Origin of the sequence: Hallella faecis, from assembly GCF_018789675.1 — a bacterium.
Classification (GTDB): Bacteria; Bacteroidota; Bacteroidia; order Bacteroidales; family Bacteroidaceae; genus Prevotella; species Prevotella faecis.
The window spans coordinates 1-23,518 of the sequence record NZ_JAHKBE010000005.1 but is presented as its reverse complement, the minus strand read 5'-3'; the positions used below and the strand labels follow the sequence as shown (position 1 = coordinate 23,518).

Below are 23,518 nucleotides of genomic sequence, written 5' to 3'. Positions count from 1 at the left end.
TGGAACCGTTTTGTTCGTGGCCGATGTGAGATGAATGCGTACAAAAAATGTGAAAAACCATGGATTTCAGAATTGTTTTTGTATATTTGCAAAAGGAAGCATCAACGCTCGCCGTCTAACTTGTGTACCTATGCAGAAATACGCTGACTATATCGAGCAGATCGAAATCGAGTCGCTTTGGAGCGGCAAGAAACACGTCATTTGGGACCTCGACCGCAAGGTCAACATCCTGAGCGGCGTCAATGGCGTTGGCAAGTCTACCATCTTAAACAAGGTGGTGAAAGGCTTGTCGGCAAATGGTGAGTTTCCCAGCCACATGATCAAGGGCGTGCGCCTCAAGGTGAGCCCCGAGGACGCCAAGTGGATACGCTTCGATATCATCCGTAGTTTCGACCGACCGCTCATCAATGCCGAAACGGTGTCGAAGATAGACATATCGCTTGCCACCGAGCTCGACTGGCAACTGTTCAACCTGCAGCGCAAATACCTCGACTATCAGGTAAACGTGGGCAACCGCATCATCGCCGTCTTGCAGAGCGGGCAGCCCAACGCGGCCCAGCAGGCGCAGCGCATATCGGAGCCGAAACGTAAGTTCCAAGACATCATCGACCGCCTTTTCGCCGACACGGGAAAGACCATCGTGCGCACCGAAAACGAGATACGGTTCAACCAGATAGGAGAGACGCTGGTGCCCTACCAGCTCTCGAGCGGCGAGAAACAGATGTTGGCCATCCTCCTCACCGTGCTCGTGGAGGACAATCTGCCCTACATTCTCTTCATGGATGAGCCCGAGGTGAGCCTGCATGTGGAATGGCAGAAGCAGCTCATCGACCTCATACTCGACCTCAACCCCAACGTGCAGATCATCCTCACCACCCATTCGCCCGCCGTTATCATGAACGGATGGATGGACAAGGTGACTGAGGTGAGCGACATCACCGTCTGAACGTCTTGGCAAGAAAGGAGCGACGCTTATGACACACCGCCTGAAAGACAACCTGACATCATCGTATGTGGAGGCCGCCAACCGCCTCAACTCCAAGCGGGCACGCCGAAAGGTGGTGGCCTACGTGGAGAGCTACGACGACGTGTTCTTCTGGAGGCAGATCCTCTCACAGGTTGAGACCGACAAGGTTACCTTCGAAGTGATGCTGCCTACCAGGGAGCGCAAGCTCGAGAGGGGCAAGAAGGCCGCCCTGATGAGCTTGCTCGAGGGTAAGGTGGGGCAAGACATGGTGGCTTGTGTCGACGCCGATTACGATTACCTCATACAGGGAGCGTCGGAAACATCCCGGCGAATCCTGCGCAGTCCCTACGTGTTCCACACCTACGCCTATGCCATAGAGAACCTGCAATGCTACGCGCCATCGCTACACGACGTGTCGGTTGCCGTGTCGCTCAACGACCAGGAGGTGTTTGACATGGAGCAATACCTACGCGACTTCTCGCAGGCCATCTATCCACTTTTCGTGTGGAACATCTGGTATTACCGCACGAGCCATTACTCGCAGTTTACCATGACCGACTTCCTTCACGTCGTGGAGATAGGCAAGTTTGGCTTTGCCCAGGCCGACAGTCTGATCCGAAGCCTGCGCCACAAGGTGGGCAAGAAGACCGAACAGTTGCGACGCCTCCATCCCGACGCCAAGGAGAGTTGGCAACGGGTCAAGGACGACCTGAGAACGCTGGGCGTCAACCCCGACAACACATACCTTTACATACAAGGCCATCACCTCTGCGACAAGGTGGTGTCGCCCATGTTGCGCAAGGTGTGCGACAAGTTGGTGCGCATGCGCGAGAACGAAATAACCCAACAAAGCGTGCATGGCGTGCAGCGGCGCAACGAGCTGTCGTGCTATTCCAACAGCGTCGACGACATCACGTCGGTGCTGAAACGCAATGCGGGCTTCATGCGGTCGCCCGAGTTTGCGAGGATCAAGGCCGACCTGCAACGGTTTGTAGACGGGCTCGACCAGCCTCAGACGTAACATCACATCACACATAATCAATTACTATCTCAAAGCATTCATCAAGATGAAAAAACTGATTCTCACCACCTTGGCAGCGTTCTGCCTCACCGTGAGCGCATCAGCGCAACTGCTCTACAAGGTCACGGCCGACAGCGTGGCGAAGCCTTCCTACATCGTGGCCACCCACGACCTGCTCAACCCCATGGGATATGTGGGCGCCATCAACGGACTGACCGACGCCATGACCAATACCGAACAGGTGTTTTTCGACGTAGACCGTACGGCCATCGACGCAGCCCTGAAGGAGGCTCAGCAACTTCCCGCCGGCAAGACGCTGGCTTCGCTGCTCAACGACAAGCAGATACAACTGCTCGACGCCTTCCTCAAGAAGCACACGGAGGTGAGCTGGAAGAGTCCGTACAACCAGAAACGCTACAATGGGCGCACACCCATCGCCGTGATGAAGGACTTCATCCAGTTGCTCTTTGTGTCGAGTCACATGGGCGAATACGACCCCACTCACACCTTCGCCGAGTATTTTGAGGCGCAAGCCAAGAAGAACGGCGAACCCGTAGGTGGCATTATCCCCGCCGACCAGTACCTGTTGCTCGTCAAGAGTCTGCCCGTTGAGATGCAGGCCAAGGGCTTGGTGAAGTTCCTGGAGCATCAGGACGAGGCCCTCGCCGTCATCGACAAGAGTGTTGAGGCTTACAAAGCCAAGGACATGGACGCTGCCTCGGCGGTGCTCAACAGCGTGTTGGGACAGATGGGCGCAGGCAGCCTGTTGGTAGAACCCGTAAAGACCATGGAGAAAACACTTCGCGACAAGCCCACCCTTTTCGCCCTTCCCTGCTACTTGTTGGGAGGTGAGCAAGGCATCATCAGCCAGCTCAAGGCCGACGGTTACCAAGTGGAGGCCGTAGATTAAGCCCCACTCGGTCGTTAGCATTCATAGCAAACGCCCCATCCTGTGGTTCTTAGGGCCGCAGGGTGGGGCGTTGGGCGTAGGGGGTTATTCGTCCTGGCACTGGTTCTTGGGCCAGTTCACGAGGAACAGTTTGTCGGTGGCGCGCGTGAAAGCGGTGTAGAGCCAGTGGATGTACGAGGGCGTGAGCATGTCGTCGGTCATATATCCCTGGTCCACATACACATGGCTCCATTGGCCGCCCTGCGCCTTATGGCAGGTCACGGCATAGGCAAACTTCACCTGGAGGGCGTTGAAAAACGGGTCGGCTCGCAAGGATTTCATCCGCTCCACCTTCGTGGGGATGTCGGCATAGTCCTCCATCACTGAGGCGAAGAGGCGCTCGTGCTGCTCACGGGTCAGCGCCGGCGCATCGGTGGTGAGCGAGTCGAGCACCGCCGTTAGTTGTAGCTCGGTGTCGTCGTAGTCGGGAAACGACAGCCACACGTCGGCAAACCGGAAGCCGTAGAGCTCCCTGATGTTGCGCACCCGCTGCACCACCGCACGGTCGCCGTTGGCCAGAAAGGCCATGCCAGTTGGCGTGTCGCCCTGTGTGGGGGATGGAGACTGGTTGGCTTGCGCCGCCCGTTCGCGCTCCGTCCAGTAGTAATTGTTGCGCACCACCATCAGCATGTCGCCGTGGCAGAGCGTCTCCTCGCGGTCGAGCACCGTGTTGCGGATGCCCAGATTGTAAACCGTGGCCCGCTTGTTCGACCGTGTCACCACGATGGTGTCGTCTATGCCCACTTGGCTATAGCTCGTCGCCAGACTCTCGATGAGTTCGTCGCCGGGCACCTGAACGATGTCGGCGAAGCGCTTGAAGGTGATGCGCGGCAGTTGGGTCACCTCGTCGTGGGTGATCATCTGCCTGATGACGGTGGCGTTGTAGAGCACACCCGAGTCCTGGCTCTGTCGCAACACCTCGTTGAGGTCGCACTGGTAAACATGCAATCCGTATTCTTGCAGCGTGTCGGCGCTCAGGGCAGGAGCCTCTTCCTCGCCCACGGGGGGCAACTGGGCCTTGTCGCCGATGAGTAGCAAGCGGCAGTTGTCGCCAGCGTAAACATATTTCACGAGGTCGTCGAGCAGACTGCCCGAGCCGAAGGTGGTGGCCGACGACGATGCGTCGCCCAGCATGTCGCCCAGGCCACGGCTGATCATCGAGGCCTCGTCGACCACGAAGAGCGTGTTGCGATAGCGGTTGTCGTTCAGGTTAAACTGCCCGTCGAGACCCTGGTAGGCCTTCTCCCGATAAATCTTTCGGTGGATGGTGAAGGCGGGAAAGCCGCTGCTTTGCGAGAGAACCTTGGCGGCACGACCCGTGGGCGCCAAGAGCTGGAGCTTCTGCCCCAGTCGGCTCATGGTGCGCATCATGGCGCCAGCCAGCGAGGTCTTACCCGTTCCGGCCGATCCGCGAAGCACCATCACGCAGTTGTCGCGGCGGTCGGCGAGGAAACTGCCAAACACCTGAAGGGCCGACGCCTGGTCGGCCGTGGGCTCAAAGCCAAACTCGGCGACGATGCGCCCTGTGAACTCTTGAATGGTCAATTACGCTAAAAGTTAAAGATGAAAAGTTAAAAAGAAGGGCGGAGATAAGTCGTTTGTAGCTCGTTTTTAGTATCTTTGCATAAGATAGGCTGCACTCGGCCATTAGAGAACAAGTTCTCATGGCGCTCGATTTGCACTATCTTTGCATAAGATAGGCTGCACTCGGCCATTAGAGAACAAGTTCTCATGGCGCTCGTTGGCACTATCTTTGCATAAGATAGGCTGCCACAAGCCTTACCGCTCGTCCGTTCACAAGGACAAAGATAAGAATATAATAGCGAAAAATGAAGGTCAACCTCAAAAATAATTATCTTCTCGCCGCATGTGTCGTGGTGCTCATCGTGGCGTGTTGGTTGAGCGTGAACGCGCCCATACGGTTCGAAAAGGAGCAGGTGAGGCGCGAAACGGCCGTCAAGGAACGCTTGGCCACCATTCGCAAGGCGGAGGAACGTTACCGACTGCGCTATGGTGCCTACACGGGCGACTTCGCCACGCTTGTTGGCAGTGGTTTTCTTGCCGACTCGCTGCAATATGTTCCTTACACCGACAAGCAACGGTTCAGCCTCGCTGCCACCACCATTATCGGAAAAAGCGGACAGCAAATACCCCTGATGGAGTGTGGCGCCACATACGATGTGTTCCTTCAAGGGCTCGACAAGCATGCCGTGGCATCGCTCATGGAGGAAGCCAACGCTGCTGGGCGATACCCCGGACTGAAGATTGGCGACATCAGTGAGCCCAACGGAAACCACGGCAACTGGGAATGAACCTCCAACAATGATTCAAACTAAGACATGAACATCCAACCGAGAATAACCATCCGCGTGAGCAAAGGGTCGCTGGCCTTTGCCATGGCCGATAGCAGGACGGAGGCGAAGGTGGCCTTTGAGCCTTACACGGCTAAGAGTGGGGTGTCGATGGCGGCCAACCTGCGCGACGCCTTCAAGACGGCCAACCTCCTGCAAGTGCCCACACATAGGGCCTTGGTGCTCATCGACGCGCCTACGCTGCTCATACCTATCGAGGAGTTTCAGGAGGCCAACGCCGAGACGCTCTACACACACTGCTATCCTAACACCGAGGGGGCGGTCATTATGAGCAATGTGTTGCCCGAAATGAACGCTGTGGCGCTCTTTGCCGTAAACAAAGACCTGAAGATGGTGGTGGAGGACCATTACCAAGAGGCTAAGTTCTCTGCGCTCATGCGCCCAGTGTGGAGCTATCTGCACCACCGCCACTTCATTGGCAACCGCAGGAAGCTATTCGCGCATTTCCATGATGGGCGAATGGAGGTGTTTAGCTTTGAGCGCAACCGCTTTATCTTCGCCAACAGCTTCGACGCCAAGCATACCACGGATGTTGTTTACTTCATACTTTTCGTGTGGAAGCAACTGGCGCTCGACCAACAGAAAGACGAGCTATACCTATCGGGATCGCTCGGATCGCAGGATGAGCTGCTCAATGCCCTGCGCCTCTACGTGGAGAAGGTGACGGTGGTCAATCCGTCGGCCGACTTCAATCGTGCGCCGCTCACTCAGGTGCGTGGCATCACGTTCGACTTGCTTACGCTTTATTTATCGTAAAACATCGCTCAAACCCATTATATGAGAATTATCACAGGATTATACAAGGGACGCCATTTTGAAATACCGCGTTCGTTCAAGGCCCGTCCCACAACCGACTTTGCCAAGGAGAACATCTTCAATGTTATCAATGGATATGTGGATCTTGAAGGGATGACGGCGCTCGACCTCTTTTCGGGCACAGGTAGCATCTCGCTCGAACTGCTCTCAAGAGGATGCAGCAGTGTGGTGAGCGTGGAGGCCGACCGCGACCATGCGCGTTTCATCAGTCAGTGTATGAAGAAACTGGGCACCGACGCTAACATCCTCATCCGTGGCGATGTGTTCCGATTTCTCAAGTCGTGCCATCAGCAGTTCGATTTTATCTTCGCCGACCCACCTTACGCCTTGGAGCAACTGCCCACCATACCTGGCCTGATCTTCGAGTACAACTTGCTGAAGGACGATGGCCTGTTGGTGTTTGAGCACGGCAAGCAATACGATTTCTCAGACAACCCGCATTTCTGCGACCACCGCAGCTACGGCAGTGTGAACTTTAGCTTGTTCAGACCCTGACCGTTCGCGGAGGCGGAAGTGCGTTCTAATGGCTAAAAGCGGCAACACCCAGGGTTGGGAGGTTGCCGCTTTTGCGATTCTTATATGCTTGCTTATACCATTGGCCTTGTGGCGTTTTGGGGACCGGAAGGCATTGGGTTAGCCGATAAACTGTGGAACGAACGACGACACGACCAGCACCACGATGCCCACGAGGAGCACCACGATGGTGTTGCGCGAACAGCCGCGCCACTCATGCAGTAGGATGCCCCACACGTTGGAGAACACCACATTGAGTGCCATGAGAATGCAGAACGATAGGGTGAGCAGGGTGGGCGATGAGCCGAGGAAGCCTTTGCCCAGGCTCAAGCCAAAGAACTGGGAGTACCACAGGGCGCCGGCCAGCAGGCAGAACACGAGGTTGTTGGCCCATACCTGCCGTTTGCCATAGTCGGTCCATGTGTGGTTCTTCTGGTTTTGATAGAAACAGTAGGCCAGGTTGGTGACGAAACCACCCACCGTGACGAGCAGTGTAGCCGGCAGTGTGCGGAACATCGGGTCGGTGAGGTCGCCGAAGTTGATGTCCTTGCCAAACTCCAAGCCTACGTTGAAGCATCCGCTCATGAATCCCGAGAGCAAGGCGATGGCAATGCCCATTGGGAAATTGAAGTCCTTCACGGCTGCCTTCTTCTCTTCGTCGGTCAACGCCTTGGCTTTCATGCCTCCCGCCACGCCAATGATGGCTATGCCTACCAGGGTGATGGCGACGCCTGCAATGACGGCGGTGGTCAGTGAGCCCAGGGCGTTGAGCTCGGGGAAGAACGCGTTGAGCAGCACAGGGCCCATGATGGTGCCCAAGGCTGCGCAGGTGCCCAAGGCCAACGACTGACCTAAGGCCACACCCAGATAGCGCATGGAGAGGCCAAACGTCAGTCCGCCCACGCCCCAGAGGCAACCGAAGAGCAGCGTCATCCACAGGTTGAACGACGGTGCCTGGGCAAAGAGCCCCCACAGGCTCTCGCCCGACGGAACGGCCAGCAGGGCGCCGAGAAACGGCAGCAATAGCCAAGCGAACACGCCCTGGACGAGCCAATAGCTCTCCCAGCTCCATTGCTTCACCTTGTTGATGGGCACGTAGCAACTGCTTTGGCAGAACGCTCCGATGGCGATGATGATGAGTCCGATGATGATGTTCATGCTCGTTAGGCGCGTTTGAAGGTCACCTCTTGCTCGTAACGCTCAATCTCTGGAATGTAATCCTGGCCCACGGGCACATTGTTCTTGTAGTTGAAATAGTCGTAAACGGCGCCAAACGGCAACGTTTTCGCCTCCTCCAACAGGGCCAGGCGCTCAAAGTGCTTGCCTTCGTCCTCATACTGACGCAACAGGTCAAGGGGCTCGAGGAATGCGGAAAGCAGGCTCTTCTGCGTGGCGCGGGTGCCGATAATGTAGGCGCCGAGGCGGTCGATGCTCGCATCGAAATAGTCGAGACCGATGTGGGCGCGGTGGAGCTGGCCCGCACGCACCAATTCGGAGAACAGGTTGCGGGTGTTGTCGTCGAAGCAGGTCACGTGGTCGGAGTCCCAATGCATGGGGCGCGACACATGCAGCATCAGCTCGGGGACGAAGAGCAGCAGGGCCGACACGGCGTCCGACACGTTCTCCGTGGGCTCGTAGTGGCCTGTGTCGAGCGTGTAAATCATCTTGTTTTGGGCGCAGTAGCCTGCCACAAAGTCGTGAGAGCCTACGGTGTAAGCCTCCAGGCCGATGCCGAAGAGCTTGGCTTCAAGGCACGTCTTCATGTTGGGAAGGTCCTCTTTCATGATCTCGTCGAGGCTCTCCTTGAATATTTGGCGATAACGGTACTTCTCTACGGTGTAGTCCTTCGAGCCATCGTGCACCCAGATGTTCATGATGCAAGGGTCGCCCTGGTAGGCTCCCATGGCGTCGGCTATGCGACGGCAGCGTTTGGTGTGCTCAATCCAAAAGTCGCGCACGGCCTTGTCGGGGTTGGATAGCGACAGCGTTCCGCTATTGGGATGCGAGAACGAGGTGGAATTGAAGTCGAGTTTCATGCCGCGCTCCTTGGCCCATTCCATCCAACTCTGGAAATGCTCGGGGCCACACTGGTCGCGATCCACAAACGCTCCGCCGAAGTCTCCGTAGGTCTCATGCAGGTTGAGGCGCATGGGACCGGCCAGCAGCGACGTGGCCTTGTCGATATCTTGGCGCAGCTCGTCGATGTTGCGGGCGCGTCCGGGGAAATTGCCGGTGGTCATGATGCCGCCCGATGCCGCTACGTTGCGCTCGAAGCCCACAACGTCGTCGGCCTGCCAGCAATGGAGCGAGATGGGAGTTTTCTCAAGGGTTTCGATGGCCTTGTCGGTATTTACGCCCAAGGCGGCGTAGCGCTCCTTGGCAAGCGCATAGGCTTTTTCAATGTTTTCAGATTTCATATTGTTTGTTTTTTTATTGATGATCAATGAGTCATTGGGGTGTTGGTGATGCGCAGGTAGCGCTCGTAAGCGGCATCCCACGCCTCCCGGTCGTGTGGGTCGAAGCGTTTCAGTTCGATGGATTGTGCGATGATTCGGCGCATCTCCCACACGTCGGCCACATCGCCAGAGGATTTGGCCTGTAGCATCACGTTGCCGATGGCGGTGCCTTCCTGCGGTCCGGCGAGTACCGTCACACCGCATGAGTTGGCCGTAAACTGGTCGAGATATTCGTTCTTGGAGCCACCACCGATGATGTGGAGCACGTCGATATCGAAGTTTGCAAATTCCTTTAGCCACGTGAACACCTGCCGGTAGCGCAAGGCCAATGAGTCAAAGATGCAACGACAGTAGGCGGCGTGGCCCTCGGGCACTGGCTGATGGGTGCGTAGGCAATAGGTGCGGATGGCGTCGACCATGCTCGTGGGATTGGCGAAGAGCGCGTCGTCTGGGTTGATGAGACTGCGGAACGCCTCTTGCTGCATGGCCTCGCATTGCAGTTCGCTGTGGCTCAAGCCTTGCACTTCGGGCCATTCCTTGCGGCATCGCTCGTAGATCCACATGCCGCAGATGTTCTTCAGGAAGCGAGTGGTGCCCTCTATACCGCCCTCATTGGTGAAGTTTTTGGCGAAACTGTTGGCGTTGATGATGGCGTTGGGCGTCTCAATGCCCATGAGACTCCAGGTGCCCGAGCTGAGATAGGCAAACCGGTGGTCCTTGGCCGGCACGGCTGCCACGGCCGAAGCTGTGTCGTGACCTGCCACGGCGATGACCGGAACAGGCCCAAGGCCAGTTAGTTTCTGCACGTCGGGTGTCAGTTCACCGATGCGTGTGGCGGGCGATGTCATGGGTCCAAACTGGTCGCGGCGCAGTCCAACGCTCGCCAGCAGGTCGGTGTCGAGGTCCTTACTGGTGGGGTTGAGCAGTTGGGAGGTGGAAGCCACGGTGTACTCGCAGACAGCTTTGCCGGTAAGCAGATAGCTCAGGGCGTCGGGAATAAACAGCACCTTGTTGGCGCCTTGCAGCGCCAAGTTGCCATCGCAGCGCATTTGGTAGAGCTGGAATAGCGAGTTGAAGTTCATGAATTGGATGCCCGTCTTGTCGTAAACCACCTGCTTCGGTAACACCTTATTATAATAGGTATCCATCGTGCCCATAGTGTGCGGGTCGCGATAGGCCATGGGATTGCCCAGGATTTGTCCGTCGGGGGTCACGAAGACGAAGTCGCAGCCCCACGTGTCGATGCCGATGCTCTGTATGGGAAGGTGTCGGGCGTGAGCCAAACGAAGGCCTTTCACCACCTCCCAATACAGGGCGAGGATGTCCCAATAGTAGTGGCCGTTGGCTTCGATGAGCTGATTGTCGAAGCGAGTGAGCTCTTCCAACACCAGTTTTCCTTGGCTGAGAGAGCCTATGATGGTGCGTCCGCTCGTGGCTCCGAGGTCCACCGCGAAGAAGTATTTGCTTGTTCCCATAGACAAAGGTTGATAGTTGTTTGTTTCGAATGTTGCAAAGTTAACTCATTTTGCTACCTGGGGACATTATAATTTGATTTTTAAGCCTATTATTTTGAGAATTCTTCCTATCTTTGCAAACACTGACGAAACCTCTTCTTGGAATAAAAATCTAATATTAAATTTATAAAACATGTCATCTTTAACTATTGCAATTGTAGTTGCATTCTGCATTGGCTATTTCTTCATAGCCGTTGAAAGCGTGACGAAAGTGAACAAGGCCGCAGTTGCCTTGCTGATGTTTGTGGTATGCTGGACGATCTTCATGGTTGATCCGGGAAGTTATCTCACAGCCATATCGGGCCAAGACCTACCTAATGTGGTGAGTGGTGTCATTGAGCATCACCTGGGAAGCACGTCGACAACGCTCTTCTTCCTCATGGGAGCCATGACGATCGTGGAGATTGTAGACCAGAATGGCGGCTTCAACTGGGTGCGCACGGTCATGAAGACCAAGAGCAAGCGAGCCCTTTTGTGGCGCATCGCCTTCCTCACTTTTATCCTTTCGGCCATTCTCGACAACCTTACCACGAGTATTGTGATGATCATGATTCTTCGCAAACTGGTGCGTGAGCATAAGGACCGCATCATCTACGCGTCGCTGGTCATCATCGCTGCCAACTCGGGTGGTGCCTTCTCGCCCATTGGCGACGTTACCACCATCATGCTGTGGAACAAGGGTGTGATTACGGCTGCAGGCGTTATCTCGGAGATTATTGTGCCATCGTTGGTGTCGATGATTATCCCTGCCTTTATCATGCAGTACATGCTCAAGGGCAATCTGGCCGATGTTCCGGCAGCGGCAACGAAAGATGAGAGCGCGGCATTCGACTTCAGCGACTTCCAGCGTAAGGTGGTGTTTGTCGTTGGTGTGGGTGGCTTGATCTTCGTGCCTATATTTAAGGCCATCACCCATCTGCCTCCTTTTGTGGGAATCTTGCTTGTGCTGGGTGTGCTGTGGACCGTTACGGAGGCTTTCTACCGCCATCTGCCTCATGGAACCGACCGTGAGGGTACGCAGAAGCGTGTGACAAACCTCTTGCATAACATCGATATGTCAACCATCCTCTTCTTCCTCGGTATCCTGATGGCTGTGGCCTGCCTTGAGGAGGTGGGTGTGCTGACAGCGCTTGGCGAGGGCCTGAACGTGGTGTTCTCAGGCAACCACTACATGGTGACGGGTATTATCGGTGTGCTCTCGAGCATCGTCGACAATGTGCCGTTGGTGGCCGGTTGCATGGGTATGTACCCTGTCGCTCCTACAGGCGACATGGCTGTCGATGGCGTTTTCTGGCAGTTGTTGGCCTATTGTGCCGGTGTGGGAGGCTCAATGCTCATCATCGGCTCTGCCGCTGGTGTGGTGGTCATGGGTCTGGAGAAGATTACCTTCGGTTGGTACATGAAGCATATCACTTGGATTGCTTTCGTAGGCTACCTGGCTGGTATCGTGAGCTACTGGTGCATCAGAACGTTTATCTTCACCACTCCGCTGTAATCGCTTTATCAATACGTTGCTAAATGCCTGCGGTTCTGCCGTGAACCCTATGTGGTTCTTCTGTGAGCTGATTGCGATTCCGCAGTAAATATCAGATTGGCAGATACCTAACGGAAATTCATGTAACAAGAAAAGGCCCCGTGCGAAAAGGCATTGGCTGACCCGAAGGTTAGCAATGAAGCCTTTCACACGGGGCTTTCATAATGTGTTTGGATGCCTATCGTAGTGGGTTATCGGGGCAGATTGAAGGCGCGCGACATCTCGGCCATCTGCTCATCGCTCATGCCAGTGGGCTCGTAGCCCATGGCCTTGCAGTCGAGATAGATCTTGGCGCTCTTCGACAATACGTCGATCTGATCGAAAGCGTCCATTACGTCTGTGCCCTTGGCAAACACACCGTGCTTCTCCCACAGCACTACGTCGTAGTCTTCGAGTTCGGAAAGGGTGTCGTGGGCCAGTTTCACGCTGCCCGGCAACTGGTAAGGAACCACACCGAGGCCCAGCGGACAGAACGCCTTGGTTTCGGGAATCATGCTCCAAAGAATCTTGGTGAGCACGTCCTTACCTAAGAAATGGTTGTTGTGGCTCATGGCCACGAGCTCGATGGGGTGGGTGTGGACAGTTGCCTTGTAGCCCGAACCGAGTTCTATCTGTCGATCGTGCACGGCAAGATGCGATGGCAATTCAGAGGTGGGTTGTACGGCGTGGTCGGCAATGATGACGTAGCTGGCGCAATCGTCGAGGATGCGAATCACGCTGCCATTGTCCATAGGCCAACGTGCCAGGTCACGCATACGCTTTCCTGTTCCCTTGCAGAAGAAGTATTGTCCTTGCAGATGAGGCAATGTCTCGCCAATAGGTTTCACCTCGGAGATGGCTGGCAGCGCCTTGATGGCATCGTCCACAAACTCGGTGATGTTGACCGTGATGTTACCTCCGTTGCGCTCTGCCCATCCGTTCTGCCACAGATAACCTGCCACTTCGGCTATCTTGTCGATCTCTTTTCTCAGGGCTTGCCGCCCGTCAAGAATGCTTTTTCCCATGGTTTTGAATTTGTTTTTAGTTGATTTTGCCACAAAATTACAAAATCTTAGCATTCATACGCAAGAAGAATTGATATTTCTGCTACGACTTTTGACCTTCTCCCATCCGTTGCGTCACGCCCATTCTCTGCGCCTTTCCATGTTCTTCATTTCCCCATTCTTGTCATTTTTCTCCGTCTTTGGCCATCTTTTATCCTCAATCGATCATTAGACCGAAATAGGAGAAATCGTAGGATGTTATGGTTTCTTTCCAACTCTTGTCAGCGTTTCTTTCGGCATCTTGCTTCCATTCGCGTTTCGCCATAGCCCGCTATGCCTTCAGCGCGGAAGTCGCAACCTGTTTGAGACAAACACGAACAAGAATTGAAATCTAATGACCGGTTGGGTTTTATTTCTCTCCTTCTATTATACCTGTTTTCTTATGCATGTCTGTCCCAACTCGATATGCGTCCTTTCGTTCTTCAGTTTGTTCTTTCTTGTTATGTGTAAGGACAACAAAAAAAGCCCGCGCAGGCAAGAATGTCTGCGCGGGCATGATATGTTGGGATCTAAAGAATCTCGATTAGAGAGAACGATCCAGGCGGTTGAAGCCGTAAACAGCCTCAGAGCCGAGCTCCTCCTCGATACGGATGAGCTGGTTGTACTTGGCCATACGGTCTGTGCGGCTCATAGAACCAGTCTTGATCTGACCGCTGTTTGTAGCAACTGCGATGTCAGCAATAGTGGTGTCCTCAGTCTCGCCTGAACGGTGAGAAGTAACTGAGTTGTAGCCGTGACGGTGAGCCATCTCGATAGCCTCGAGAGTCTCGGTCAGAGAACCGATCTGGTTAACCTTGATGAGGATAGCGTTAGCAACGTGCATCTTGATACCCTTCTCCAAGAACTTGGTGTTGGTAACGAAGAGGTCGTCGCCTACGAGCTGAACGCGGTCGCCGATCTTGGCTGTAAGCTTCTGCCAGCCCTCCCAGTCGTTCTCATCGAGACCGTCCTCGATAGAAGCGATAGGATACTTGTTGCAGAGCTCCTCGAGGTAAGCGATCTGGCCCTCGTCGTCGTACTCAACGCCGTTAGGATCCTTAGGCATACCGTTATTCAGCTCCTTGTAATTGTAGTAGTACTTGCCGTCCTTCAGAGTAGCGAACTCAGAAGCAGCGCAGTCCATAGCGATGGTAACGTCCTTACCCGGCTCGTAACCAGCGTCCTTGATAGCCTGGCAGATGCTGTCGAGAGCATCGTCGATGCCGTTGAGCTCAGGAGCGTAGCCACCCTCGTCGCCCACAGCTGTAGACAAGCCGCGCTTCTTCAGAAGCTTACCCAGAGCGTGGAAGACCTCAGCGCCGCAGCGGATAGCCTCCTTCTCGCTCTTTGCAGAACGAGGCTGGATCATGAACTCCTGGAAAGCGATAGGAGCAGAAGAGTGAGCACCACCGTTGATGATGTTCATCATAGGAACGGGAAGGGTGTAGCTGTTTGCGCCACCGATGTAGCGATAGAGAGGCATGTTCAGTGCAGCAGCAGCTGTGTGAGCAGCAGCCAGAGAAACACCGAGGATGGCGTTGGCACCGAGCTTGCTCTTGGTGGGTGTGCCGTCGAGCTCCAGCATCTTATAGTCGAGGCCGCGCTGATCAAACACGTTCCAGCCCTTCAAGGCGGGAGCAATGATGTCGTTGACGTTGGCCACAGCCTTCAAAACGCCCTTGCCGAGGAAACGACCCTTGTCGCCGTCGCGAAGCTCGAGGGCCTCGTTCTCACCGGTAGAAGCGCCTGAGGGTACGCTGGCGCGGCCCATGACACCATTTTCCAATGTTACTTCCACTTCCACTGTCGGGTTGCCACGAGAGTCGAGGATCTCGCGAGCATGAATCTTTTCAATTTTCATCTTTTAATCCTTTTAAATGGTTCAAGATTTATCTTCTGCAAAGGTAGGAAAAAATCTGTAATAAGCACAATGATAGACGATTAAATTTGTGAAAAATATGAAAAGCGCAACAACTATGGTGTTGTGGTTGGGTTTTCTAATGGCCGATTGGGGTTTGTCGTGGAATGTGGGTGCTGTGTTTAGGGGTGGGGAATTGGGAATGGCGGAGGATGTCAGGCGTGGCGTCTGAGGGTTGGGTGGGGTGCAAACGATGGCTCCATGTGTTTTCCACGTTTCCATCGTTGGGAATGTTGCAGAATGGGGCCCCATTCCGATGGTGTGATGTTTTGTTCGGAATGAAGTAACGGGTTGTGCCAGAGCGACATGCGGGCCCTATAAAAGTGGGCTGAGGAGGCGTAGTAGGCTTTCGCCCAACCGTTTGGAGAATGGGCGGTTTTTCACGCGTTTCATCTCTTCGATGGGTCTGCTTTGTGCGAGGTCTTCCATGAAAATGTTTTTCAATCGGAGCGCCATGCCCTCGTCGTAGAAGAAGATGTTTGACTCGAAATTGTGCTCAAAGCTACGGAAATCGACGTTGGTGCTGCCCACGGTCGACACGCTGTCGTCGCAGACGAGCAACTTGGAATGGTTGAATCCGGCTTGGTAGAGGTACACTTTCACGCCGGCTTGCAGCGTCTCCATGACGTAGGAGAGGGTCGACCAGTCGAGTACCTTCGAATCGCTTTTCCTTGGAATCAATAGCCGCACGTCCACTCCGGCGAGCGCCGCCGTGCGCATGGCGAAGAGGATGGGCTCTGTAGGCAGGAAATAAGGGCTCTCCATGTAGACGTACCGCTTGGCTTCGAGCAGAATGCGCACGTATCCCTGCATGATGTCGGGCCATGGCGTGACGGGACTGCTCGTAACCAACTGGGCCAAACAGTTGTTGTTGATGGCCGGGTTCAGTGGGGGATAATACTTGCGGTCGGTGATTAGCGTGCGGTCGGTGAAGTACCAATCCACCAAGAACGCTCTCTGAATGCCATAGACCGCGCCCCCTTCCACCTTCAGATGTGTGTCGCGCCATGCCATGCCTTTTGTTCCCTTGACGTACCGCAGGGCAATGTTCATGCCACCCACGAATCCCACCCGTCCATCCACCACACACAGTTTGCGGTGGTTTCGGTAGTTCATCTTCGATGTGAAGGCTGGGAATTTCACGGGCATAAAGGCGTGCACCTCAATGCCTTCGTTGCGCATCCGCTCGTAAAAGTCGTTGCTCACCTGCCAGCAGGCCACATCATCGTAGATGACGCGCACCTCCACGCCTTGCCGAGCCTTGTCGATGAGCGCGTCGGCGACGAGTCGTCCCAATGGGTCGTCGCAGAACAGGTAGAAATCGAGGTGTATGTGGTTGGTGGCTTGGCCGATGGCTTGCAGCAAGGCAGGAAAGAACTCGTAGCCGTTGGTGTAAATTTCCACGGCGTTATCCTTGAATGGCAACGCCATGCTTTGGTTCTTGAAGAGCTGCATCAGGGGCCGGTGCGACTCGGGCAGCCGGAGGTCTTTTTGCTCGGCAAACTCGAGCATGGAGCGCTTTGTCAGTTGGTCGAGCGATCGCTGGCTGACGAGTCGTTCCTTGCGTGTGTCCTGTCCGAAGAAGAAGTAAAGGATGATGCCCAGCAGGGGAAGGAACCACAGCACGAGCACCCACGCCATCGTCTTCGACGGTTCGCGGTTGTCCATGATGATGCGCACCATCACACCTATGACGATGACAGCATAAATGACAAACCATATTTCGCGTAGGTACTCCACTGTTTCCTCCTTGTGATGTTGCGTTTGGTTGGCTATTTGAACCCAATCAGCTTGTGTGTTTGCAGCGACAGGCGCCATTGCGGATGCCGCTGGATGTATTCCACACAGCGACGGGTGATGCTTGCGTTGCGATTGGCGTCGCCCACATCGCACGGTTGCAGGTAATAGTAGTCGGCCTGAATGCCATAATCGTTGGGCGTCTCGGCCTCGTCGAACAGCACCTTCAGTTCGTTGCATCTTTGCACCCTGGGCTTCGTCTTGGGCGACACGGTCAGCCAGTCGAGGTTGCTGGGTGGCGGTAAGGTGCCGTTGCTTTCCATGGCCACCTCGAACCCCGCCTCATGCAACGCGTCGATGAGTTGCTCGTCGACCTGCAAGGTGGGCTCGCCACCTGTGAGCACCACCAAACGCGCCTCGTGATGGCGAATGCGCTCCACGATGTCGTGCCCGGTCAACGGTTCGAACGAAGCGAAGTCGGTGTCGCAGAACGCGCATTTCAGGTTGCAGCCACTGAACCTCACAAACACCGCGGCTCGCCCCGTGTTGTGGCCTTCGCCCTGCAGGCTGTAGAAGATGTCGTTTACCCTATATGTCTTCATGGCGCAGCTCATTCGTCGATCTCGTAGATGGCAATGTTGTTGTCGCTCTCCTGCACCTTGGCCTTGTAGCATGTGGGCAGTTGGTCGACGATCCATCGCGCAATGTTCTCGGCCGTTGGGTTGAACGGCAGCTGACTGTTGAGGTCGGTGTGGTCGAGCTTTCCATGGATGAGTTGCTTGATGTGTGCGAAGTCTTCCACCATGCCGTCTTGGTTGAGCTCGCGCGCTTTGCAGTAGACGGTTACGTGCCAGTTGTGTCCATGCACCTGCGAACACTTGCTCTCGTATGAGAGTGTGAGGTGGTGACTGGCGGAAATCTCAAAATGTTTCTCTAAATAATACATGGTATGTATGGTTTTCCTGATAATCGTAGTGGTGTTGGGGTGAAGGGGTGGGGCTTGTGGGCCTAATGGGCTTTGTGGGCATTATAGGTCCGATGAGCGTCTTTGGCTATGTTCATTTGCCCTTGTTCTTCTGTATGTAGGCCAGTTCCTTGAGGGCGAAGTCGCTGTTTTGCGGGTTGTCGAGCATCTGTTTGAGCAGGCGCTCGGCCTCGTCGTAGCGTTGCATGGCCACCAACATATATGCCTTGCGGCGTAAGAGGAAGTTGGAAATATGGTCCAGTTGGTCGTCGGCAAGGTTGGTCTTGGTTTTCTCCTCGTCGTTCTCGTCCGTGGCGTTGTTGCTTATCTCGCGCAGGAAACGCAGCAGCATGTCGATGGTGGCCAACGCGCGGTGGTCCTTTTGGTTCACCAAGCTGTTGACGTACGCCTCCGTGACCAGCGGGATCTCGAACGGATCGGCCTGTTGCAGGTAGTAGATCGACTTCTCATACTGTCCGATGGCGCCATAGCTGACCCCCAGGAAGAAGTAGAGCTCACGGCATTTGTCGCGCCCCAGGCGCTCGGTCGCCTCTTCGATGGAGGCAAACTGGGCATACAACGCCTCCAGCAGGCTGATGGCCTCGTAGTAGCGCTTTTGGTCGAACAACGCCTTTCCGTTGAGGGCCAGCCATCCCATGTTGGGGTTTTGCATATCGCACAGCAGTTGCTCCTCCTTGTTCAGTTGCTCGCCCCGACCGTTGGCTTTTGCCATGGCCTCCTTCCATAGGTAACGGAACTTCGTCATGCGCTCCTCCTTGGGTGTGAGATCGTAGCCCAGCAGCACGCTGACCTGCCGTTTGGGCGATGTCCTCGACGCTACCTCCACGCCGTTGGCGGGCGATACGGGAGCCAACGACAGCGTGATGCGATAGTAGAGCGTGTCGGTTGTGGCGCCCTCTTGCTCAAAGTCGAGCGTCAGGTGGCGCATCTTCACAGGGTCTCTTGGGTCGTAGTAGTCGAGTCGCGCCATGGCCGATAAGCGCCCGAAGGCCCCGTCGGCTATGATCGGTTGGGTGATGTCGAAGTTGAGTATGGCGTCGGTGTCGTCGATGCTTGTCGAGCTGTTGTCGGCGTAGAGGGCGAAGTGGGCCGGCACAATGTCCTTCAGTCCCATCGTCGTGGCAAGCAGACGCCCCAGTTGGGCGTTCTCGCCTTGGCCCAGATGCCAATCGGGGCCAGCCTCTTGGTGAATCATCTCTTGTTCGCGCAAGAGGAACAGTTCGCGCTCGAGCGTGGCCTGTGCCTTCTCCAAATCGCGGTTGGGCACCTTGTCGTTGGCGCTTTTCATCTCATTGAATCGCCTCACAAAGACGTTTTGCCACTTGAAGGTGTTGGCCATGGCGCGTTCGAGCACCTCGGTGACGGTGCTGTCGGTAATCATCAATGAGCACACGATGTGCACATCGACCATCCCCGAATCGTTGTTGAGCGTGTAGACTATGCGGCACGTCTCCGTGTTCAGGTTGCACTGGTTGCACACGTTGCGCACCAGTTCCAGGTCGTGAGACCCAGCCTCAAAGAAATAGAAATAGGACAATCGGACGTAAGGCGAATCCTTTTCCAGTCGGATGTTGAAGTGTCCGCCTTGGTAGGTGTAGCGTGCTACGAGGTCTTCGTGGTCGTCGGTCCATTTCACCTTACAGTTCATGACCTTCAAGGCATAGTTGACGCTGAGCTTGTTGTCGTCTTGCGACCGCGCATAGAGCCCTTTTCCCGCATCGTGTCGTTTGCGCCACGCAGGCAGGAACACAAAGGCTATGATCAGCATGATAGCCCAAATTGCAACGATGATCGCAAGGTGTGTCATATCACCTACAAATATAAACAATTTCCGCGAGAATACGGACTAATTTAACGTTCTTTTAGCAATGTGGGTGTCATAGGTTAAACCACGATGTTGCTTCCCAACTGTCGGGCCAGCTGGTTGCGTAGCATCTGCATGTCGCGAAACTGCTCCATGAGCGCCTTGAGCTGCTCCATGTCGTTGGCCACCGTGCGCATCTTATCTTGAATCTCTTTGAGTTGCGCCTCCACATAGTCCATGCGGAAGTCGAGCAACAGGTGGATGGTTTGGTTGCGCAGGCTCTCCGTTTGGTTGCGTTCGGCTTGCAGTTGCGCCTCCTCGTTGTTGGGGCCGTCGGCCTTGCGCTGCGAGAGGTGGTAGCGGTCCATGCTCATGTCCGTGGCCAACTTGCTCATGTTGATGTCCTCGTGGTTGATGAAGTAGGGCTCCGCCTTGAACCCGGGCTCGGTGCTGTGCTCGCACGCCTCGTGCAAGATCTTGTTAAACAGGTCGTTGTGTAGCGACAGGTTGTCGGCCGCGAGGTTATAATAGATGTATTGCGCCACGGTCAGGCTGTAGTGGTTGCCCTCCTCGTCCTCCACATCGTTCATGATTACCCGCTCGCCATGGCGTATGACGAGTTGCGCAAGCATCATCTCCACCTTCGAGGCTTGCTGCATGGGTGTGGTAGAATCCATGGCCGTTGGTGCGGCGGCAGGTTGCGGTTGCGGTCCCACGGGCACCCCGTCTTGTTGCGGCGCCGTCGATCCCGTCTTTCGGCCACGTATGAAGTTGTTCATCTGGTTGATGAGCGTGCTCTCGTTGAGGCCGATGCGCTGGGCGCAGTCGTGTATGTAGGTGTCTCTTAGAATCTGATTGGGCACCACCGATATCGACTGTACGATGGAGTTGATGGCCTCGGCCCGTTTCTTCGGGTCGCGTTCGTTCTTGAGCATCAGGTTGGTCTTAAACTGGATGAAGTCGACCTGGTGCTCGTCGATATACTGACGGAAGTCGGCCGCCGTGTGCGACCGTGCAAACTCGTCGGGGTCCTGGCCCCCTGGCAGCAGCAACACGTTGAGGTTCATGCCCTCGGAGAGCAGCATGTCGGTGCCTCGCAGGGCCGCGTGTATGCCCGCCGCGTCGCCATCGTAGATGAGCGTGATGTTTGAGGAGAAGCGGTGGAGCATGTGTATCTGGTGCAGGCTGAGCGCCGTTCCCGAGTTGGCCACCACATTCTCGATGCCACACTGGTGCAAGGCGATGACGTCGGCCTGTCCCTCCACCATATACACGCGGTCTTCGCGCGCTATGGCCTTCTTGGCCTGATAGATGCCGTAGAGCTCGTGGTCCTTGTGGAAGAGGTCGCTGTCGGGCGAGTTGACGTATTTCTGGTTGACACCCTTCGTGCGCGAGTCGAGCACACGCGCCGTGAAGCCCACCACCTTTCCATTGACACCGATCCAAGGGAAGGTGACGCGCCCGGCGTAGCGGTCGATGAGCTCGCCGTGCTCGTTCTTGTAGCAGATGCCCGTCTTTACCAGGAACTCCTCCTTGTAGCCCTTCTGCAGGGCCGTTGGAGCGAGCACGAGGCGGTTGGGCAGGTCGTAGCCCAATCGGAACTTCAGGATGATGTCGTCGCGGAAGCCACGGCTTCGGAAATACTGCATGCCGATGTCGTTGCCGTCGGCCGGATGGTGGAGAAGGTCCTCAAAGTAGCTTGCCGCCCACTCGTTGACGATGAACATCGACTCCCTTTGGCTCTGCTCCTCGCGCTCCTGATTGGTCAGTTCGCGCTCATGGATCTCTATGTGGTACTTGTTGGCCAGCCACCTGAGCGCCTCGGGGTAGGTCATCTGCTCATGTTCCATGATGAACGTGATGGGGCTTCCTCCCTTGCCACAGCCAAAGCAATGGCAGGTGCCGCGTGCAGGCGACACGTAGAACGATGGCGTCTTCTCGTTGTGGAATGGGCACAAGCCCTTGTAGTTGGCCCCCGACTTTCTGAGGGTCACAAATTCCGACACCACATCCACGATGTTGGCGGCTTCCTTGATTCTTTCTACTGTAGCGCGATCAATCATAAATATATGCGTTATTTGAGGTATGCGGCCAATGGGCTCTTCGCCAGCCTGATGCCCTTGGCAATCATCTTGGCGTTGTTTTTGGCACCCATGTACGACGTGTGGGTGTGGTCGTGGTTGAAATATTTGGCGGCACTTTCCTTGCTCTTATAGTGCTTGTCGAGGTAATCGGCAATGAGGTTGTGGGCGTCTACAAACTCGCAGCCGGTGTCGGCCACCACCTCCCGGTACCACTTGCCGTACGAATCGTTGCGGCGCTCCACGTGGCCGCCGGGCCACTCGTTGCGTGTGGTGAGCGACACGAGGATGGGCGTGGCGCCCTTCTCGCGTGCGTCGTCGATCATCTTCTTCAGATACCAGCCGAAGCTATACACCAGTTCGAAGCGGCCACCGTCCTCCAGGTGGTACACATGGCAGGTGTCGCCCGTGCCGGGAATGACGCCGCGCGCCTTCTTGTCGGCGATGGGGCAGATGTCGTTGTGGCCAAACTGTATGAGCACGAAGTCGCCGGGCTGCAAGGCGTTGTACACCTTCTCCCATCGTCCCTCGCGAATGTAGGAACGGGTGGAGCGACCCGCCATGGCGGCGTTGTAGGGGGTGCACTTCGTGGTGTCGAACACCGTGGCGGCCAGGGCGCCCCATCCCCACATGCCGTCCTTCTCGCTGTCCTTGTTTTTCACCGTCGAGTCGCCCGTGATCCATACCACCGGCTTGCCTTTCTTGCGCTCCACGGGCCATACGGGCAGTTCCACGCCCGTCATCATGGCCTTGAGCGGCTCAAGGTCGGGGTTGCGACTGGCCATGAGTCCCTCGGCCGCCGACCGCGCGTTCATCTGCGCACCCCAGTAGCTGGTGTGGATATGGTCGCCGTAGAAGTGGTATTTCTCCTTCCAGTGGCTATACGAGTCGAGCTTTCGCCCGCTAATCTCGTTGAGGTCGACGAAGGGCACGCCCTCCTCGGCGGCCACCACAGCCGCCCAACCCGTTTGCGGCTTGCGCACGATCTTGCCCGTCGTGGCGTCGTAGTCGTCGCGCGGGGTGAGGCTCATCAGGATGGGGTGCGCTCCCGCTTGGCGACACTCGGCGATGTAACGGCGCAGGTATCCGCCGTAGGAGTAGACCACCTCGTGCTCACCGGTCTCCTTGATGGTCACCGCAAGCGAGTCGTCGGATGTTCCCGGTATCACGGCACGTGCGCGTCCCGAGTCGAAGGGGCCGTTGTCGTTGTGGCCGATGGAGATGATGACCCAGTCGCCGGGTCGCAGCGCCTTGCGCACATCGGGCCACAGCTTGCGGTAGAACGTGCGGGTCGACATGCCGCCGAGCGCTTGGTTCTCCACCGTTATCTTGTTTCCGTTGAAATACTGGCTGGCGTAGTAGCCCCAACCCCACTGTCCGTTGGATCCGTCGCCCTTGGTGCCGTTGCGCATGGTGGAGTTGCCCACGAGGAAGAGCACGGGGTTGGCGCCCTTGCGTGTGGAGCCTGGTGCGGGGCGCGACATGAGCGCCTTGGCTATCGAGTCGGGGGTGTTGTCAACCACCTTGTTCACATCCTCGATGGGGTTGGGCAGGTTGTCGAACGCTTGAGCCAGGGCCATGGTTGTGGTCAGGGCCAGCATTGTCATTGTTGTCAGTAATCGTCTCATTTTCGTTTTCCTTTCGTTTGTTTTATGCAAAGATAGTGCCAATGAGCGCCATGAGAACTTGTTCTCAGATGGCCGAGTGCAGCCTATCTTATGCAAAGATAGTGCCAATGAGCGCCATGAGAACTTGTTCTCAGATGGCCGAGTGTAGCCTATCTTATGCAAAGATAGTGCCAATGAGCGCCATGAGAACTTGTTCTCAGA

Annotated in this window: 19 protein-coding genes; 7 read left to right on the top strand and 12 right to left on the bottom strand. The window is 55.8% G+C overall.

Annotation, left to right across the window (positions count from 1 at the left end; all coding sequences use genetic code 11):
• The first annotated feature begins 130 nt into the window (after positions 1-130).
• Genes KM934_RS02250 through KM934_RS02240 form a run of 3 tightly spaced genes read left to right on the top strand, consistent with a single transcriptional unit; the run spans position 131 to position 2,898 of the window.
• Positions 131-946, top strand: coding sequence for an AAA family ATPase (locus tag KM934_RS02250; protein WP_215758993.1), 816 nt, complete (start codon positions 131-133; stop codon positions 944-946).
• 28 nt (positions 947-974) lie between these two features.
• Positions 975-1,988 carry a DUF4435 domain-containing protein gene (locus KM934_RS02245; RefSeq protein WP_215758992.1) on the top strand — a complete coding sequence of 338 codons (1,014 nt, stop codon included), beginning with the start codon at positions 975-977 and terminating at the stop codon, positions 1,986-1,988.
• Positions 1,989-2,034: 46 nt separating this feature from the next.
• Positions 2,035-2,898 carry a TraB/GumN family protein gene (locus KM934_RS02240; RefSeq protein ID WP_215758991.1) on the top strand — a complete coding sequence of 288 codons (864 nt, stop codon included), beginning with the start codon at positions 2,035-2,037 and terminating at the stop codon, positions 2,896-2,898.
• An 84-nt stretch (positions 2,899-2,982) separates the two neighbouring features.
• Here KM934_RS02240 and KM934_RS02235 read toward each other — a convergent pair whose 3' ends face one another.
• On the bottom strand, positions 2,983-4,482 hold the full coding sequence (locus tag KM934_RS02235) for an ATP-dependent DNA helicase (RefSeq protein ID WP_215758990.1): 1,500 nt from the start codon (positions 4,480-4,482) through the stop codon (positions 2,983-2,985).
• A 284-nt stretch (positions 4,483-4,766) separates the two neighbouring features.
• Here KM934_RS02235 and KM934_RS02230 point away from each other — a divergent pair, with 284 nt between their 5' ends.
• The 3 genes from KM934_RS02230 to rsmD are packed head-to-tail and all read left to right on the top strand — an operon-like array spanning position 4,767 to position 6,620.
• On the top strand, positions 4,767-5,249 hold the full coding sequence (locus tag KM934_RS02230) for a hypothetical protein (RefSeq protein WP_215758989.1): 483 nt from the start codon (positions 4,767-4,769) through the stop codon (positions 5,247-5,249).
• Between the two features lie 27 nt (positions 5,250-5,276).
• Positions 5,277-6,065: a DUF3822 family protein gene (locus tag KM934_RS02225; RefSeq protein ID WP_215758988.1), complete on the top strand. Its 789-nt coding sequence runs from the start codon at positions 5,277-5,279 to the stop codon at positions 6,063-6,065.
• Positions 6,066-6,086: 21 nt separating this feature from the next.
• Positions 6,087-6,620, top strand: a complete 534-nt coding sequence (gene rsmD, locus KM934_RS02220) for a 16S rRNA (guanine(966)-N(2))-methyltransferase RsmD (RefSeq protein WP_215758987.1) — start codon at positions 6,087-6,089, stop codon at positions 6,618-6,620.
• 138 nt (positions 6,621-6,758) lie between these two features.
• Here the strand turns inward: rsmD and KM934_RS02215 are convergent, their stop codons facing one another.
• The 3 genes from KM934_RS02215 to KM934_RS02205 are packed head-to-tail and all read right to left on the bottom strand — an operon-like array spanning position 6,759 to position 10,569.
• Positions 6,759-7,796, bottom strand: coding sequence for an L-rhamnose/proton symporter RhaT (locus KM934_RS02215; RefSeq protein ID WP_215758986.1), 1,038 nt, complete (start codon positions 7,794-7,796; stop codon positions 6,759-6,761).
• A 5-nt stretch (positions 7,797-7,801) separates the two neighbouring features.
• Positions 7,802-9,055, bottom strand: a complete 1,254-nt coding sequence (locus KM934_RS02210) for an L-rhamnose isomerase (protein WP_215758985.1) — start codon at positions 9,053-9,055, stop codon at positions 7,802-7,804.
• Positions 9,056-9,078: 23 nt separating this feature from the next.
• Positions 9,079-10,569: a rhamnulokinase gene (locus KM934_RS02205; RefSeq protein ID WP_215758984.1), complete on the bottom strand. Its 1,491-nt coding sequence runs from the start codon at positions 10,567-10,569 to the stop codon at positions 9,079-9,081.
• Between the two features lie 172 nt (positions 10,570-10,741).
• Here KM934_RS02205 and nhaD point away from each other — a divergent pair, with 172 nt between their 5' ends.
• Entirely contained in the window at positions 10,742-12,103 is a 1,362-nt protein-coding gene (gene nhaD, locus KM934_RS02200; RefSeq protein WP_215758983.1) for a sodium:proton antiporter NhaD, read from the top strand.
• A gap of 230 nt (positions 12,104-12,333) precedes the next feature.
• Here nhaD and rhaD read toward each other — a convergent pair whose 3' ends face one another.
• The 8 genes from rhaD to KM934_RS02160 form a co-directional block, all read right to left on the bottom strand.
• Complete coding sequence (gene rhaD / locus KM934_RS02195; RefSeq protein ID WP_215758982.1) at positions 12,334-13,146, bottom strand: rhamnulose-1-phosphate aldolase; 813 nt, start codon at positions 13,144-13,146, stop codon at positions 12,334-12,336.
• A 562-nt stretch (positions 13,147-13,708) separates the two neighbouring features.
• A complete protein-coding gene (eno, locus tag KM934_RS02190; protein ID WP_215758981.1) occupies positions 13,709-15,025 on the bottom strand; it encodes a phosphopyruvate hydratase in 1,317 nt (438 codons plus the stop codon).
• 372 nt (positions 15,026-15,397) lie between these two features.
• Positions 15,398-16,822: a cardiolipin synthase gene (gene cls / locus KM934_RS02185; protein WP_309438498.1), complete on the bottom strand. Its 1,425-nt coding sequence runs from the start codon at positions 16,820-16,822 to the stop codon at positions 15,398-15,400.
• A 32-nt stretch (positions 16,823-16,854) separates the two neighbouring features.
• Entirely contained in the window at positions 16,855-17,421 is a 567-nt protein-coding gene (locus KM934_RS02180; protein ID WP_215758979.1) for a 7-carboxy-7-deazaguanine synthase QueE, read from the bottom strand.
• A gap of 8 nt (positions 17,422-17,429) precedes the next feature.
• On the bottom strand, positions 17,430-17,765 hold the full coding sequence (locus tag KM934_RS02175) for a 6-carboxytetrahydropterin synthase (protein ID WP_215758978.1): 336 nt from the start codon (positions 17,763-17,765) through the stop codon (positions 17,430-17,432).
• 112 nt (positions 17,766-17,877) lie between these two features.
• On the bottom strand, positions 17,878-19,572 hold the full coding sequence (locus tag KM934_RS02170) for a tetratricopeptide repeat protein (RefSeq protein WP_252344852.1): 1,695 nt from the start codon (positions 19,570-19,572) through the stop codon (positions 17,878-17,880).
• Positions 19,573-19,688: 116 nt separating this feature from the next.
• Positions 19,689-21,671 (bottom strand): DNA primase, encoded by a 1,983-nt coding sequence (gene dnaG, locus KM934_RS02165; RefSeq protein WP_215758977.1) that lies wholly within the window; start codon positions 21,669-21,671, stop codon positions 19,689-19,691.
• Between the two features lie 11 nt (positions 21,672-21,682).
• Positions 21,683-23,317 (bottom strand): GDSL-type esterase/lipase family protein, encoded by a 1,635-nt coding sequence (locus tag KM934_RS02160; protein WP_215758976.1) that lies wholly within the window; start codon positions 23,315-23,317, stop codon positions 21,683-21,685.
• Between the last annotated feature and the right edge of the window lie 201 nt (positions 23,318-23,518).

Coding starts and splice junctions, on each gene's coding strand:
- KM934_RS02250 (WP_215758993.1), top strand. CDS start 131: ATGCAGAAATACGCTGACTATATCGAGCAGATCGAAATCGAGTCGCTT.
- KM934_RS02245 (WP_215758992.1), top strand. CDS start 975: ATGACACACCGCCTGAAAGACAACCTGACATCATCGTATGTGGAGGCC.
- KM934_RS02240 (WP_215758991.1), top strand. CDS start 2,035: ATGAAAAAACTGATTCTCACCACCTTGGCAGCGTTCTGCCTCACCGTG.
- KM934_RS02230 (WP_215758989.1), top strand. CDS start 4,767: ATGAAGGTCAACCTCAAAAATAATTATCTTCTCGCCGCATGTGTCGTG.
- KM934_RS02225 (WP_215758988.1), top strand. CDS start 5,277: ATGAACATCCAACCGAGAATAACCATCCGCGTGAGCAAAGGGTCGCTG.
- rsmD (WP_215758987.1), top strand. CDS start 6,087: ATGAGAATTATCACAGGATTATACAAGGGACGCCATTTTGAAATACCG.
- KM934_RS02215 (WP_215758986.1), bottom strand. CDS start 7,796: ATGAACATCATCATCGGACTCATCATCATCGCCATCGGAGCGTTCTGC.
- KM934_RS02210 (WP_215758985.1), bottom strand. CDS start 9,055: ATGAAATCTGAAAACATTGAAAAAGCCTATGCGCTTGCCAAGGAGCGC.
- KM934_RS02205 (WP_215758984.1), bottom strand. CDS start 10,569: ATGGGAACAAGCAAATACTTCTTCGCGGTGGACCTCGGAGCCACGAGC.
- nhaD (WP_215758983.1), top strand. CDS start 10,742: ATGTCATCTTTAACTATTGCAATTGTAGTTGCATTCTGCATTGGCTAT.
- rhaD (WP_215758982.1), bottom strand. CDS start 13,146: ATGGGAAAAAGCATTCTTGACGGGCGGCAAGCCCTGAGAAAAGAGATC.
- eno (WP_215758981.1), bottom strand. CDS start 15,025: ATGAAAATTGAAAAGATTCATGCTCGCGAGATCCTCGACTCTCGTGGC.
- KM934_RS02180 (WP_215758979.1), bottom strand. CDS start 17,421: ATGAAGACATATAGGGTAAACGACATCTTCTACAGCCTGCAGGGCGAA.
- KM934_RS02175 (WP_215758978.1), bottom strand. CDS start 17,765: ATGTATTATTTAGAGAAACATTTTGAGATTTCCGCCAGTCACCACCTC.
- KM934_RS02170 (WP_252344852.1), bottom strand. CDS start 19,572: ATGCTGATCATAGCCTTTGTGTTCCTGCCTGCGTGGCGCAAACGACAC.
- dnaG (WP_215758977.1), bottom strand. CDS start 21,671: ATGATTGATCGCGCTACAGTAGAAAGAATCAAGGAAGCCGCCAACATC.
- KM934_RS02160 (WP_215758976.1), bottom strand. CDS start 23,317: ATGAGACGATTACTGACAACAATGACAATGCTGGCCCTGACCACAACC.